This window comes from Thioalkalivibrio sp. ALE16, from assembly GCF_000381305.1.
Lineage (GTDB): Bacteria > Pseudomonadota > Gammaproteobacteria > Ectothiorhodospirales > Ectothiorhodospiraceae > Thioalkalivibrio.
On record NZ_KB906362.1, the window covers coordinates 105,684 to 120,682 of the forward strand.

At 67.4% G+C, this 14,999-nt stretch carries 12 protein-coding genes; all 12 read left to right on the forward strand.

The genetic code is table 11. From position 1 onward, the window contains the following. The first annotated feature begins 76 nt into the window (after positions 1–76). Positions 77–679 carry a ribonuclease HII gene (gene rnhB, locus F627_RS0109175; protein ID WP_019583896.1) on the forward strand — a complete coding sequence of 201 codons (603 nt, stop codon included), beginning with the start codon at positions 77–79 and terminating at the stop codon, positions 677–679. Continuing rightward, positions 676–4,149, forward strand: a complete 3,474-nt coding sequence (gene dnaE, locus F627_RS0109180) for a DNA polymerase III subunit alpha (RefSeq protein ID WP_019583897.1) — start codon at positions 676–678, stop codon at positions 4,147–4,149. Before rnhB ends, dnaE begins: the two co-directional genes overlap by 4 nt. A gap of 94 nt (positions 4,150–4,243) precedes the next feature. After that, complete coding sequence (locus tag F627_RS0109185) at positions 4,244–5,209, forward strand: acetyl-CoA carboxylase carboxyltransferase subunit alpha (protein WP_018866978.1); 966 nt, start codon at positions 4,244–4,246, stop codon at positions 5,207–5,209. 76 nt (positions 5,210–5,285) lie between these two features. Continuing rightward, positions 5,286–6,491, forward strand: a complete 1,206-nt coding sequence (gene tilS / locus F627_RS0109190; protein WP_019583898.1) for a tRNA lysidine(34) synthetase TilS — start codon at positions 5,286–5,288, stop codon at positions 6,489–6,491. 105 nt (positions 6,492–6,596) lie between these two features. After that, positions 6,597–7,316 (forward strand): ABC transporter substrate-binding protein, encoded by a 720-nt coding sequence (locus F627_RS0109195; RefSeq protein WP_019583899.1) that lies wholly within the window; start codon positions 6,597–6,599, stop codon positions 7,314–7,316. Next, positions 7,309–7,899, forward strand: a complete 591-nt coding sequence (locus tag F627_RS0109200) for a SiaB family protein kinase (RefSeq protein ID WP_019583900.1) — start codon at positions 7,309–7,311, stop codon at positions 7,897–7,899. The genes F627_RS0109195 and F627_RS0109200 overlap by 8 nt, the downstream gene beginning before the upstream one ends. Beyond that, positions 7,899–8,291, forward strand: coding sequence for a DUF1987 domain-containing protein (locus tag F627_RS0109205; protein WP_018866974.1), 393 nt, complete (start codon positions 7,899–7,901; stop codon positions 8,289–8,291). Before F627_RS0109200 ends, F627_RS0109205 begins: the two co-directional genes overlap by 1 nt. 23 nt (positions 8,292–8,314) lie before the next feature. Further along, positions 8,315–9,160, forward strand: a complete 846-nt coding sequence (locus tag F627_RS0109210) for a GGDEF domain-containing protein (RefSeq protein ID WP_018880579.1) — start codon at positions 8,315–8,317, stop codon at positions 9,158–9,160. Continuing rightward, complete coding sequence (locus F627_RS0109215) at positions 9,160–10,836, forward strand: SpoIIE family protein phosphatase (RefSeq protein WP_018875548.1); 1,677 nt, start codon at positions 9,160–9,162, stop codon at positions 10,834–10,836. Before F627_RS0109210 ends, F627_RS0109215 begins: the two co-directional genes overlap by 1 nt. Before the next feature lie 105 nt (positions 10,837–10,941). Then, positions 10,942–12,609, forward strand: a complete 1,668-nt coding sequence (locus F627_RS0109220) for a CTP synthase (protein ID WP_018875547.1) — start codon at positions 10,942–10,944, stop codon at positions 12,607–12,609. Positions 12,610–12,673: 64 nt separating this feature from the next. Continuing rightward, positions 12,674–13,516 carry a 3-deoxy-8-phosphooctulonate synthase gene (gene kdsA, locus F627_RS0109225; RefSeq protein WP_018875546.1) on the forward strand — a complete coding sequence of 281 codons (843 nt, stop codon included), beginning with the start codon at positions 12,674–12,676 and terminating at the stop codon, positions 13,514–13,516. A 66-nt stretch (positions 13,517–13,582) separates the two neighbouring features. After that, positions 13,583–14,860: a phosphopyruvate hydratase gene (eno, locus tag F627_RS0109230; protein ID WP_018866969.1), complete on the forward strand. Its 1,278-nt coding sequence runs from the start codon at positions 13,583–13,585 to the stop codon at positions 14,858–14,860. Positions 14,861–14,999: the final 139 nt, after the last annotated feature.

A 14,999-nucleotide genomic window follows, 5' to 3' on the forward strand; every position in this document is an offset into this window, starting at 1 on the left:
CTATTGTAACGGATCCCCGGCGCGGCGCATGGTCGTGTTCGGATGATTGCCCGCAGTTCACCGTGGTGGAGACTCCATGACAGAGGCAGCGCAGCGCCACGTCGCCGGCGTGGACGAGGTCGGGCGCGGGCCGCTGGCCGGGCCGGTGGTCGCGGCGGCCGTGATTCTGCCGCAGGACTACGCCTGTCCCGGCCTGACCGACTCCAAAAAGCTGAGTGCCCGGCGCCGGGAGGCGCTGGACGTACAGATCCGCGCGGACGCGCTGGCGTGGTCGCTGGGGCGGGCCGAGGCCGCGGAGATCGACACACTGAATATCCACCGCGCCACTCTGCTGGCGATGCAGCGAGCCGTGGCCGGTCTGGCCCTGGCACCCGCGCACCTGCTGGTCGACGGGCGCTTTACCCCCGAGGGGCCCTGGACGGCCGAGGCCATCGTCGGCGGGGACGGTTCGGTGGCGGCCATCAGTGCAGCCTCGATCATCGCGAAGGTGGCCCGCGACGGCTGGTTGGGTGAACTCCACGGCGACTACCCCGAGTACGGCTTTGATCGGCACTCGGGCTATCCGACGGTGGCCCATCGCGAGGCCCTGGAGCGCCTGGGTCCGTGTCCCCAGCACCGGCGCAGCTTCGGGCCCGTAGCGCGTGCCATCGCCGCGCGGGAGCAGGAGGCCGGCGCATGAGCGAAGCCCATCCCGGCTTCGTGCACCTGCGGGTGCATTCGGAGTACTCCCTGGTCGACGGCCTGGTGCGGCTGAAGCCGCTGGTGAAGGCCGTCGTCGATGGCGGCATGCCGGCCGTCGCGGTCACCGATCATTGCAACCTGTTCGGGCTGGTGAAGTTCTACCGCGCCGCGATCGCACAGGGCGTGCAGCCGATTATCGGGGCGGACGTGCTGGTACGCGATGCGCGCGCCGACGGCAGCCTGGCACGGATGACGCTGCTGGCGCAGAACGATCCCGGCTACCGCAACCTGACGCGGCTGATCTCGCGGGCCTGGCAGGAAGGCCAGGAGAAGGGGATCCCGCGGGTGGACTGTGCCTGGCTGGACGCGGCGGCCGAGGGCCTGATCGCGCTGTCGGGGGGCATCGACGGGTTGTTCGTGAACGGTTCAGGGACCGCCCGCGCCCTGCTGGCCGAGGATCTGGAACCCTGGATGCGGCGCTTCCCGGGGCGCTTCTATTTCGAGCTGGTGCGCTCGGACCGGCCGGGCGAGGAGGCCTGGATCGAGCAGGCCCTGGCCGCGGCCGAGGCCTTCGACCTGCCGGTGGTGGCGACCAACGATGTCCGCTTCCTGCGTCCGGAAGATTTCGAGGCCCACGAGGCCCGGGTCTGCATTCACGACGGCGTGACCCTCGATGATCCGCGGCGGCCGCGGCGCTATTCGGAGGCGCAGTACCTGCGTTCGCCGGAGGAGATGGCGGAGCGGTTCGCGGATATTCCCGAGGCCCTGGCCAACAGCGTCGCGATCGCGCGGCGCTGTTCGGTCAGTCTGACCCTGGGCGAATCGGTGCTGCCGGACTTCCCGGTGCCCGAGGGGTACACGGTGGAGGATCACCTGCGCGAGACCTCGGCGAGGGGTCTGGCCGCCCGTCTGGAGCGCTTCTGCTTTGCGCCGCAGGAGGACTACGAGGCGCGGCTGCAGCGGGAACTGGACGTGATCTGCCAGATGGGGTTCCCCGGGTACTTCCTGATCGTGGCGGATTTCATCCAGTGGGCCAAGGACAACGGCATCCCCGTGGGCCCGGGCCGTGGCTCGGGCGCCGGCTCGCTGGTGGCGTATGCGCTGGGTATTACCGACCTGGATCCATTGCGTTACGAGCTTCTCTTCGAGCGGTTTCTGAATCCTGAGCGCGTCTCCATGCCCGACTTCGATGTCGATTTCTGCATGGAGAAGCGCGACGACGTGATCGACTACGTCGCCGAACGCTACGGTCGCGACAAGGTGTCGCAGATCATCACCCACGGGACCATGGCCGCGAAGGCCGTGGTGCGCGATGTCGGGCGCGTGCTGGGCCATGGCTATGGCTTCGTCGACCGGATCGCCAAGCTGATCCCGTTCGAACTGGGCATGACCCTGCAAAAGGCCCTGACCGAGAGCGAGGACCTGAAGGCGCTGTACGACGAGGACGAGGAGGTCCGCGCGATCATCGACCTCGCGCAGAAGCTCGAGGGCCTGACCCGCAACGCCGGCAAGCATGCGGGCGGGGTGGTGATCGCACCCTCCGCGCTCACCGATTTCTCGCCACTGTACTGCGAAGACGATGGCGCATCGCTGGTGACCCACTTCGACAAGGACGATGTCGAGGCGGTCGGCCTGGTCAAGTTCGACTTCCTCGGCCTGCGCACGCTCACCATCATCGACTGGGCGGTCGAGAACGTCCGCAAGATGGATGCCGAGGAGCGGGTCGACCTGGACGCGATCCCGCTGGATGATCCGGACACCTTCCGCCTGCTGAAGGATTACCAGACCACCGCGGTGTTCCAGCTGGAATCCGGCGGGATGAAGGATCTGATCAAGCGTCTGCAGCCCGACAGCTTCGAGGAGATCATCGCGCTGGTGGCGCTCTACCGGCCGGGGCCGCTGCAGTCGGGCATGGTGGACGACTTCATCGACCGCAAGCACGGTCGTGCCCAGGTCGAGTACCCGCATCCGGATCTGGAACCGATCCTGAAGCCGACCTACGGCGTCATCCTGTACCAGGAGCAGGTGATGCAGATTGCCCAGGTGCTGGGCAACTACACCCTGGGCGGCGCGGACCTGCTGCGGCGCGCGATGGGCAAGAAAAAGCCCGAGGAGATGGCCAAGCAGCGCGAGATATTCCTCGAGGGCGCGCTCGGGCGCGGGGTCGACGAAGGGGTCGCGACCTACATCTTCGACCTGATGGAGAAGTTCGCGGGCTACGGCTTCAACAAGTCGCACTCGGCGGCGTATGCCCTGGTGGCCTACCAGACGGCGTGGCTCAAGGCGCATTATCCGGCCCCGTTCATGGCGGCGGTGCTGTCCGCGGACATGGACAACACCGACAAGGTCGTCGGGCTGATCGAGGAATGCCGCAACATGGGGCTGGAAGTCCTGCCGCCGGACGTGAACCAGTCCGATTACCGCTTTACCTGTCGTGACGCGCAGACCGTCGTCTACGGCCTGGGGGCGATCAAGGGCGTCGGCGAGTCCGCAATCGATACGCTGCTGAAGGCGCGCGGGGAGGGCGGCGACTTCCACGGGCTGGTGGACCTGTGCCAGCGGGTGGATCTGGGCAAGCTGAACAAGCGCGTGCTGGAGACGCTGGTGCGCGCCGGGGCCATGGATGGTCTGGGCGCGAATCGCGCGACGCTGCTGAACGATATCCCCATGGCCGTGGCGGCCGCGGAGCAAACGGAGCGCAACGCCAGCCTGGGGGTGGTCGACCTGTTTGGCGACCCCGCCGCGGCCGTCATCCCGGAGAGCGCCACCCTCGAGGAGATGGACGATGACGAACGCCTGCGGGGCGAGAAGGACACCCTGGGGCTCTATCTGACCGGCCACCCGGTGGAGCGCTATCGGGCGGAGCTGCTGCGCCTGACCGGGACCACCCTGCAGGCCCTGGAGGCCAAACTGGAGGATCGCCCCGACGAGACGCAGGGCCAGAAATGGCGCGGTAAGCAGGAGACCGTGCGCATCGCGGGCCTGATTGTCGGCGTGCGCGTGCGCAACACGCAGAGCGGGCGCATGGGGATCGTTACCCTGGACGACCGCAGCGGGCGGGCCGAGGTGGTGCTGTTCAACGACGACTTCACCCAGTACAAGGATCGCCTGGAGCCGGACGCGCTGCTGGTCGCGGAAGGCACCGTCACGCTGGACGACTATGCCGGGGGTACCCGCATGCGGGCGCGGGCCGTCTACAGCCTGGACGAGGCGCGCGCGCAGTGGGCGCGGGCGCTGCACCTGTGCCTGGAGGGCGTGGTGCCGGAACAGGTCGCCCACCTGCGAGGGCTGATGGAGGCGCATCGCGAGGGGCCCTGCCGTGTGCACATGTGCTACCGCCGGGACGGGCTGGAGGCCGATATCAGCCTGCCGGAGGGCTGGACGATCCGGCCGGACGAACGCCTGTTGCGCGGCATCCAGCAGTCGCTGGGGCCGGACTGCGAGGCGCAGGTGCTGTACGGTCGATAGACCGCTGCGCATCGGCACGGGAGCGGCGCGCGCCGCGATTGGTTACAATTCGCGTCTTTCGCTGGCCTCCACCAACAAGCCTTCGGGACTCTGCATGAATCCGGACTTTCTCGACTTCGAACAGCCCATTGCCGAACTGGAGGCGAAGATCGGCGATTTGCGCTATGTCGGCGACGACGCCGAGGTCAACATCCAGGAAGAGATCCAGCGCCTGGAGGACAAGTGCCGGTCGCTGACCGAGAGCATCTTCGCCAAGCTCACGCCGTGGCAGGTCGCGCAGATGTCGCGGCATCCGCGGCGTCCCTACACGCTGGACTACATCCCCGATCTGTTCGACGAGTTCGAGGAGCTGCACGGGGACCGCGCATTTGGCGACGACCCGGCGATCGTGGGCGGGGTGGCGCGTCTGGATGGCCGCCCGGTGATGCTCATCGGACATCAGAAGGGGCGCCAGACGCGGGACAAGGTGTACCGCAACTTCGGCATGCCGCGGCCGGAGGGGTATCGCAAGGCCCTGCGTCTGATGGAGATGGCGGAGCGCTTCCGCATGCCGGTGCTGACCTTCATCGATACCCCCGGCGCCTATCCGGGCGTCGGTGCGGAAGAGCGCGGGCAGAGCGAGGCCATCGCGCGCAACCTGCGGGTGATGGCGCGCCTGGATACGCCCATCATCGCCACGGTGATCGGCGAGGGCGGATCCGGCGGGGCGCTGGCCATCGGCGTCGGGGACGCCACGCTGATGCTGCAGTATTCGACGTATTCGGTCATCTCGCCCGAGGGCTGTGCCTCCATCCTCTGGAAGAGCGCGGAGAAGGCCTCGGAAGCGGCCGAGGCGCTGGGAATCACCTCCGAGCGCCTGAAGGAGCTGGGGCTGGTGGACCGGATCGTGCCGGAACCTCTGGGCGGTGCCCATCGCGACCCGGAGGCGATGTCGACGCGCCTGCGTACCGCGCTCCTGGAGACCCTGGACGGCCTCGAGGGACTGGATCCGGGCAAGCGTCTCGAGCGGCGCTATCGCCGCCTGATGGACTACGGTGCCTTCCAGGAAGCCGCTTCCTGAGCGGGGCGCCCCGGCGCCCGATCCCGTAGCCACCGCGCTGCGGGCATTTCTCGAACCCCCTCCTGCCCGCCGGCGGGTGCGCATTGCCTTCAGTGGCGGCCTGGACTCCACCGTCCTGCTGCACGCGGCGGTGCGTCTGGGCATTCCCGGTCTCGAAGCCATGCACGTGGACCACGGTCTGCGGGCCGACTCCGGGCGCCAGGCCGAGCATTGCCGTGCGGTGGCCCGGGCGCTGAACTGCCCGTTCCGGACCTGCAGGCTGGAACCGCTTGATCCGCGCCCGTCGGGGCTGGAGGCCGCCGCGCGCGAGGCGCGCTACATAGCATTGCGCGACGGGCTGGAGGAGACGGATATCCTCCTCGCCGCGCAGCACGCGGACGATCAGGCCGAGACCTTCCTGTTGGCGGCCCTGCGCGGCAGTGGACCCGACGGGTTGCGGGGGATGCGCCCACTGCGACGGGAAGGGGCCACCTGGCTGGGCCGGCCGCTGCTGGACCTTCCCCGGGCGGCGCTGGTCGAGTATGCCCGGCGCGAGGGTCTCGACTGGTACGACGATCCGAGCAATCGCGATGCGCGCTTTGATCGCAATTTCCTTCGCCAGTCGGTCCTGCCGCTGTTGCGCGAACGCTTCGGGGCTGTGACCGGCCTGGCGCGGGCCGCCGGCTGGCAGCGGGAGGTCGCCGGTCAGCTGCGGACGCATTTCGCCGATCACATGGAGGCGGCACGGGACCCGGAGTCCGGTGGGCTGGACCTTGCTCACGTGCGCAGGCTGGATAACGGGTCCGCCCGCGGGCTGGTGCGGCACTGGCTGCAGGCACAGGGGCTGCGGCCGCCGGGTCACGCACGCCTGGGGGAATTCCTGCGCCAGGTGGTGGCGGACAACCCCGACGCCAGCCCGCGGGTGGAATGGGAAGACGGCTGGATGCGCCGCTACCGCGATCAGCTATGGGCCGGGCCGCGGCAGGAGGGGCGCGAAGGGCAGAAGCCTCCGCCCGATCAGGAGTGGCCCGCGGACCAGCCGGAACTGCGGCTCGCGGACGGGCGGCGCCTGACGCGTTCGGGCCTGCGGGAGCTCGGCGTCGCGCCCGATGCCCCCCTGACCGTTAGCTATCGCCGTGGGGGCGAGCGGGTCGCGACGCCGGCCGGCCACCGCCCGCTGAAGAAGCTGATGCAGGAGCGCGGGATCCCGCCCTGGGCGCGTCAGCGGATTCCGTTGTTGCGTCAGGCGGATGGCGTGATTGTCGCAGTCCTCTGGCCGGACCGAGCTAACGCGCGGAGTTGACGGAGCCGTCCGAATCGGACAATTCTTGGGCCGTCTTCATGGGTTTCGGGTGAGCGGCGCGTGACAGGTTTCGCGGCACAGTGCGGGCGACGTACGGGCACGGCCTTGCTGGCGGCCGCGGCGTTTCTGGCGGCGCCGCTGGCAGCCGACACGTTAACGCTGACCACCGAGAGCTATCCCCCCTTCAATTTCGAGACCGAATCCGGGGAGCTGGACGGGATCTCCATCCGCGTGATGGATCAGCTCCTGGAGGCCGCGGGAGTGGACGCGGAGATCCGGCTGCTGCCCTGGAGCCGCGCCTATGCCGAGGCCCAGTCGGTCCCCGGTACCTGCGTGTTTTCAACGACGCGCACGCAGGAGCGCGAGGATCTTTTTACCTGGGTCGGGCCTCTGGTCGAGAACCAGTGGCATGCGTTCGTGCTGAAGGGTGCGGAGGTGCAGGCGGCGTCCCTGGAGGACCTGGAACACTACCGCGTCGGCGGCTATCGCGACGATGCCGTGGCCCTGCATGTCGAACGTCAGGGGATTCCGGTGGATACCGCGCCTAACGATCGGCTGAACGCGCGCAAGCTGGCGGCCAACCGGATCGATGTCTGGGTAAGCGGTGAGCTCCTGGCGCCATGGTATGCGCGCCTGGAAGGGATCGGGGAACTCGAATCCCTGTTCGCGTTCAACGATACGGTGATGTCGCTCGCCTGCCACCCGGAGACCGAGCGCGGACCGCTGGACCGCATGCAGGAAGAACTGGATGCGATGCGCGCCGACGGACGCTACGCGGCGATCGTCGAGGCCGTACTGAACAGCAATGGAGAGCGAGATGAGTGAGGCAGCCGAGGCGCAGGCGGCGTCATCGACCCTGATTGCCGAAGAGGTGCTGGGGTTTCAGCGCAACATGACCCGGCGTGGCATCATCTTTTCGTTCACCGGTTACATCTCCGAGGGCATCCTGAAGGCCCTGGGCGATGCGCTGCGCCAGAAGATCCGGCTCGAATCCACCGACACGAAGACCGTGAACCGGGTCTTTTCGGTCTTTGTCGAGCAGGTGCAGAACATCATCCGGTATTCGGCCGAACGCATCGAGCACGATGACGAGCCCCCCGTCGAGCTGAGTTCCGGGATGATCACGGTCGGTTCGGAGAACGGGCGCTTCTTCGTCATCTGCGGCAATGTCATCGGGCGCAAGGATGCCGACACCCTGGCGGCGCGCCTGCGTGAACTGGCCGCGATGGACAGCGACGAGTTGCGCCGCTTCTACAAGGAAAAACTGCGCGAGCCGCCGGACGAGGGCAGCAAGGGCGGCAGTATCGGTCTGATCGAGATCGCACGGAGGGCGAGCGAGCCGATCCAGTTCGATTTTCAGCATATTTCCGATGCCCAATCCTACTTTGTCCTGAAGGCCTACATCTGATGGCAGTCGTCGAGACCATTGAGCACGAGGCAACCGACCGGACCCCCGCGGTGCAGTTCGATTTCGCGGCCGGGCAGTACCGACTGTCGGGGGAGTCGTATCCGGAGGATGCGGCGAACTTCTACGGCCCCCTGACCCAGGGGCTGCGCCAGGCAATCGAGGACCGCGCCAGCGACGAGGTGGAATTCACGGTGGAAATGATCTATTTCAATTCGTCCACCGCGAAGGCCCTGATGAACATGTTCCAGATCCTGGAAGACGGGGCGGAGGCCGGGCTGAAGGTCCGTATCAACTGGTGCTATCACGAGGATGACGAAACCATGGAGGAGTTCGGCGAGGATTTCTCCGAGGACTTCCAGCACGCCGACTACCGCATGTGTCCGCTGACATGACCGCCCCCTCTCGTGACGACTCCATGAACCCCTCTAGCCGGCCCCGCGACGGGCAGGAGCTGGACGAGGGCCTGGCCGACTTTTCCCTGTTCGAGCAGGAAAAGGCCATCATGCAGCGCTCCGAGCAGATGCTGGAGGCGCTGGACGCAGTGGCCGACGGGGTGAAGGTGCTCGCCAAGGCCTATTCCGAGAGCTACCGCGCGCAGCGGCGCATGATGCGTATGAGTGATCGCATGCAGGCGGATCTCCAGGATGCCAACCGGCAGCTGCGCGAACAGGCCGAACACCTGGCCCAGCTCAACAACGCCCTGTCTGACGAGGTCCGCGAACGCGAGCGCCTGACGGCCGAGCTGGAGCGCCTGGCGCTGGAGGACGCCCTGACCGGCCTGTTCTCGCGCCGCCGCGTGATCGACTGTGTCGAGGGCATGGCCGACAGCGTGGGTGACGCGTCGCACTCGCTCGCGGTGATGATGCTGGATCTCGACGACTTCAAGACCCTCAACGATACCCATGGCCATGCCGCCGGGGACTTCGCGCTGGAAAGCTTCGCCGAGATCCTGCGCGGCGAACTGGGGGCCGAACAGTACGCCGGGCGGATGGGCGGGGAGGAATTCCTCGTCGTGGCCGCGGACCTGGACGTCGAGGCCGCCCTGGCCCTGGCGGAACGGATCCGCTCGGCGGTGGAGAACGCCCGCCTGCACTGGAAGGACGAGCCGCTGTCCCTGGCGGTGTCGATCGGGCTGGTGGTGACCACGAACCCCTGGCCGGATGCCGGCGAACTGGTCGCGCTCGCTGACGACCTGCTTTATCGCGCCAAGAACGAGGGGCGCAACCGTGTCATCGTGCAGACGCACGGCGACCACGGATGATGCCGGAGACCCGGCGCCGCAACCGGAGTCTCGTTGCCAAGCTGGCGGTCGCCACGCTGCTTGCTGCGCTTGCGCTCAGCCTCCTCAGTAGTGCCTACGTCATTGCCTCCGACTGGAATGCCTTCCGGGCCGAAACCCAGGCCCAGGTGGATCGTCTGCAGCGTCTGGTCGAGCCGCCCGCGGCGGAGGCCGCCTTCCAACTGAGCGCCGGTCAGGCCGATTCGCTGGTCCAGGGCCTGCTCGTCTTCGACGAGATCCGGCGGGTGGAGATCCTCGACGATTTTGGCAATACGCTGGCCGAGGACGAACGGGCGGCGGAGGCCGCGTCCGGGGACTGGGCGCAGTGGCTTTTTGGCGACCTGCGGGCACACGAGCTTGAACTAACGCATCCGGGAACCCGGGGCAACGTTCAGGGCGTGGGGCAGCTGCGCATGGAGCTGGACCCCGGTGTCCTGGGGCGGATCTTCGTGGCGCGCCTGCAGACCGGGGTCGTGACCAGCGTGACCCAGGCCGTGATCGTCTCGCTGGTGGTCGTGGTGCTGTTCTACTTCCTCATGCTGCGTCCGATGCTGAAGATCTCCCGCGCCGTGGCGGATACCGACCCGGACCAGCCAGCCCATTGGCCCATGCCCCGCCTGGGGCATCACGAGAATGACGAGCTGGGGGCCCTGGGGCGCTCGCTGGACCGCTTGCTGCGCGCCTTCCAGGAGGGGCTGGATGCGCGCGACGGGGCCCGCGGAGAGCTGAAGGCGCTGAACGCCGATCTGGAGCGCCGTGTGGAGGAGCGCACCCGACAGCTGGAAGACGAAAAGGCCGAGACCGAACGGGCGATGGCCCAGGTGGACGAGGCCAACCGGGAACTGGAACGCAGTAACCGCCTGGTGGTGGAGAGCATTCGCTATGCCCGGCGCATCCAGACCGCGATGCTGCCGGACAAGCACGCCCTGGACGGACATCTGGACGAGGTGCAGATCTACTGGGAGCCGCTGCACCTGGTCGGCGGGGACTATTTCTGGGTCGAGGCCATCGACGGCCACAGCATCCTGGTGGTGGCGGACTGTACCGGGCATGGCGTCCCGGGGGCGTTCATCACGCTGGTGGTGGCGTCGGCGCTGGACCGGATCCTGCACGAACACCGTCTGCTGGAACCCTCCGCGATCCTGCGCGAGATGGACCGGCTGGTGCGTTCACGGCTGCGTCAGGACGGTCAGGATTCGGATTCGGATGACGGGCTGGAGGCCGCGGTATGCGTCTATCGGCCGGAAGACCGGATGCTGGCCTTCGCCGGGGTCGGGCTGCCCCTGATGATCGAACGCGGCGGCGAGATCGAGGAGATCCGCGGCGTGCGCGGGGGGCTCGGCTACCGCAGCCTGGAGCCCGCGCAGCCGGTCGACCACGAGGTGCCGGTGGAGCCGGGAACCGAATTCTTCCTGATCACCGACGGTGCGCATGATCATGTCGGGGGCGAGCCGCCACGCTTGTTCGGGCGCCGTCGGCTGCGCCAGGTCCTGGCCGAGAAGAGTGGCCGCGATCTGTCCGCCAAGATCGACGCTGTCGTGCGTGTGCTGGAGGATTATCGCGACGGAGAACCCCGGCGCGACGACATGACCCTGGTGGCCTTCCGCCCGCTGGCACGGGGTTCCCGGAACGAGGTGTTGCCCCCGCCTTCCGATTGAGCAGGGGCGGGTGCTCTGGTACTCTTTCAGGCGTTTTCCGCCCACCCCGCGTGCCAGGTTCGCGCCGGGACGGGGCGCTTGTCAGCTCCCAGCCAGGTTTCCCGCATGACGCGTTTTGTTTTCATCACCGGAGGCGTGGTCTCGTCTCTGGGCAAAGGTATTGCATCCGCCTCGCTGGGGGCGATCCTCGAGGCCCGCGGGCTCAAGGTGACCCTGCTCAAGCTGGATCCGTACATCAACGTCGATCCGGGCACCATGAGCCCGTTTCAGCACGGCGAGGTCTTCGTCACCGACGACGGCGCCGAGACCGACCTGGACCTGGGGCATTACGAGCGCTTCGTGCGCATCCGTACCTCGCGGCGCAACAACTTCACCACCGGCCAGATCTACGAGAACGTGATCCGCAAGGAACGCCGCGGGGACTACCTCGGCGGCACCGTGCAGGTGATCCCGCATATCACCGACGAGATCAAGCGCTCCATCCACGAAGGGGCGGGCGATGCCGACATCGCGCTGATCGAGATCGGCGGTACCGTGGGCGACATCGAATCCCTGCCGTTTCTCGAAGCGATCCGTCAGATGGGCGTGGAACTCGGCCACGAGAACGCCCTGTTCATGCACCTGACGCTGGTCCCGTATATCGAGGCCGCGGGCGAGATCAAGACCAAGCCGACCCAGCACTCGGTCAAGGAACTGCGTTCCATCGGGATCCAGCCGGATATCCTGCTGTGCCGCTCGACCCAGGCAATCCCGGACGGCGAGCGGCGCAAGATCGCGCTGTTCACCAACGTCGAGGAGAAGGCGGTCATCTCGGCGGTGGACGTGGACAACATCTACAAGATCCCGCTGTGGCTGCATTCGCAGAAGCTCGACGAGATCGTGCTGCGCAAGCTGCATATCGAGGCGCCGCAGGCGGATCTCTCGGACTGGAAACACGTGGTCAATGCCATGGAGTTCCCGGAGTCGGAGATCACCGTCGGCATGATCGGCAAGTACGTGGACCTGACCGAATCCTACAAGTCCGTGAACGAGGCCCTGACCCATGCCGGGGTACAGGTCGGCACTCGGGTCCGGATCCGCTATCTCGACTCGGAGAAACTGGAAGGCGCCGAGAACGAGGCCGCACGGGAACTCGAGGGCCTGGATGCCATCCTGGTGCCGGGCGGCTTCGGCGAGCGCGGCGTGGAGGGCAAGATCGCCGCGGTGCGCTACGCACGCGAACACGACGTGCCCTATCTCGGGATCTGCCTCGGCATGCAGGTCGCGGTGATCGAGTTCGCGCGCGATGTCGCGGGCCTGGAAGGCGCGCACAGCACCGAATTCGCGCCCGATACCCCGCATCCGGTGATCGCGCTCATTACCGAGTGGCAGGATCAGGAAGGCCGTATCGAGCGGCGCGATGCCGACAGCGACCTGGGTGGCACCATGCGCCTGGGGGCCCAGAGTGCGCGGCTGTCGTCCGGTTCGCGCATTGCCGAGGCCTATGGTCGCGAAAAGGTGGAAGAACGCCACCGCCATCGCTTCGAGTTCAACAACGCCTACCGCGAACGGCTGGAGGCGGCCGGGCTGCGCATCTCGGGCGTGTCGGAATCCGGCGAACTGGTGGAGGCCGTGGAACTCCCGGGGCATCCGTGGTTTGTCGGCTGCCAGTTCCACCCGGAGTTCACCTCCACGCCGCGCGATGGCCACCCGCTGTTCACCGGTTTTGTGCGTGCCGCCCGGGACTACCAGGAAGCGCGCGAACCCGAAACCACCACGGCGCTGACGGAATAGGGCGCCGATACACGATTTTTCGCGGCCGTGCCCGGAGGGTGGCGGCCGCCGTACAGGACAGGACATGCAGCTTTGTGGTTTTGAAGTCGGCCTCGACCGGCCCTTTTTTCTGATTGCCGGACCCTGCGTCATCGAGTCCGAGGCCATGGCGCTGGAGACGGCCGGGGCCCTGAAGGCGATGGCGGATGACCTGGGCATCCCGTTCATCTACAAGTCGTCGTTCGACAAGGCCAACCGGTCGTCCACCCGGAGCTTCCGCGGCCTGGGCATGGCCGAGGGTCTGCGCATCCTCGACAAGGTGAAATCGGAGATCGGCGTGCCGGTACTGACTGACGTGCACGAGGACACGGCGCTGGACGAGGTCGCCAGCGTAGTGGATGTATTGCAGACGCCGGCGTTCCTCTGCCGTCAGACCAACTTCATCCAGAATGTCGCGCGCCAGGGGCGTCCGGTGAATATCAAGAAGGGCCAGTTCCTCGCACCCTGGGACATGGGCAATGTCGTCGACAAGGCGCGCGAGGCGGGCAATGACCAGATCATGGTCTGCGAGCGCGGGGTTTCGTTCGGCTACAACACCCTGATCTCCGACATGCGCGGCCTGGCCCAGATGCGCCAGACCGGCTGCCCGGTAGTCTTCGACGCGACCCATTCGGTGCAGCAGCCGGGTGGGCAGGGCGCGTCCTCCGGTGGCCAGCGCGAGTTCGTACCGGTGCTCGCGCGCTCCGCGGTGGCGGCCGGGGTCTCCGGGCTGTTCATGGAGACCCACCCGGATCCCGAGAGGGCCCTGTCGGATGGCCCCAATGCGTGGCCGCTGCCAAAGATGGCCGAGCTGCTGCAGACGCTGAAGGCGCTGGACGCCGCGACCAAGGCGCAGCCGTTCGCGGAGGCGGAATACGGCCTCGGCTGACCCCCGATTTTTCGATAATGCGTCCCGGGCGGCTCCGTCCGGGCGGGTACTTTTCAAGGAGAGAGCATGTCCCAGATTGCGGAGATTCACGCCCGCGAGATCATCGACTCCCGGGGCAACCCGACGGTCGAGGCCGATGTTGTCCTGGATTCCGGCGCCATGGGGCGCGCGGCGGTCCCGTCCGGTGCCTCCACGGGGGCCCGCGAGGCCCTGGAGCTGCGCGATGACGAGAAGCGCTACGGGGGCAAGGGCGTACTGAAGGCGGTGAGCCACGTGAACGGCGAGATCCGCGACGCGCTGCGCGGCATGGAGCTCGACCAGACCGCGGTGGATCGCCGCATGCTGGAACTGGACGGCACCGAGAACAAGTCGCGCCTGGGGGCGAACGCCCTGCTGGCCGTCTCCATGGCGACCTCGCATGCCCTCGCGGCCGATCGCGAGCAGCCGCTGTTCGAGACGCTGGGCGGGGAAGACGCCACGCTGCTGCCGGTGCCGATGATGAACATCATCAATGGCGGGGCCCACGCGGACAACAGCGTGGATATGCAGGAGTTCATGATCCTGCCGGTGGGCGCGGACTCGGTGCGCGAGGCGGTGCGCTACGGCGCCGAGGTCTTCCATGCGCTGAAGAAGGTCCTGGCCAAGCGCGGCCTGGCCACGGCGGTGGGCGACGAGGGTGGCTTCGCCCCCGATCTGCCGTCCAATTCCGCGGCGATCGAGGTGATCCTGGAGGCCATCCACAATGCCGGCTTCAAGGCGGGCGAGGACATCTGGATCGGCCTCGACTGCGCCAGCTCCGAGTTCTACCGCGACGGCCGCTACCACCTGGACTCCGAGGGCAAGGCCTTCTCGGCGGACGAATTCTCCGACTATCTCGCGCACTGGGTGGACCAGTACCCGATCCTGACCATCGAGGACGGGATGGCCGAGGATGACTGGGATGGCTGGAAGACCCTGACCGAGCGCCTGGGCAAGCGCGTGCAGCTGGTGGGCGACGACCTGTTCGTCACCAATACGCGCATCCTGCAGGAAGGCATCGACAAGGACATCGCGAACTCCATCCTGATCAAGCTCAACCAGATCGGCACCGTCACCGAGACGCTGGAAGCGATCGAACTGGCGCGCAAGGCCAACTACACAGCGGTGATCTCGCACCGCTCGGGCGAGACCGAGGACGTCACCATCGCGGACCTGGCGGTCGCCACTCGAGCCGGCCAGATCAAGACCGGTTCGCTGTCGCGTTCCGACCGGGTGGCCAAGTACAACCAGCTGATCCGGATCGAGGAACACCTGGGGAGCCGGGCCAGCTACCCGGGTATGTCGGCGTTCACCTTCGGGCGCTGAGGCGGTTGCGGGGCGGCCGTGTCGAGGATGCAGTCCGCAGCCTGCGGCGCGGTTCCTGTCCCGGGGCGTCCGGGCCTCGTAGAATGCCGGGCATGCCGGCCACTCGTAAAAGCCCTCGTTCCGTTGTACCCGCGCTCGG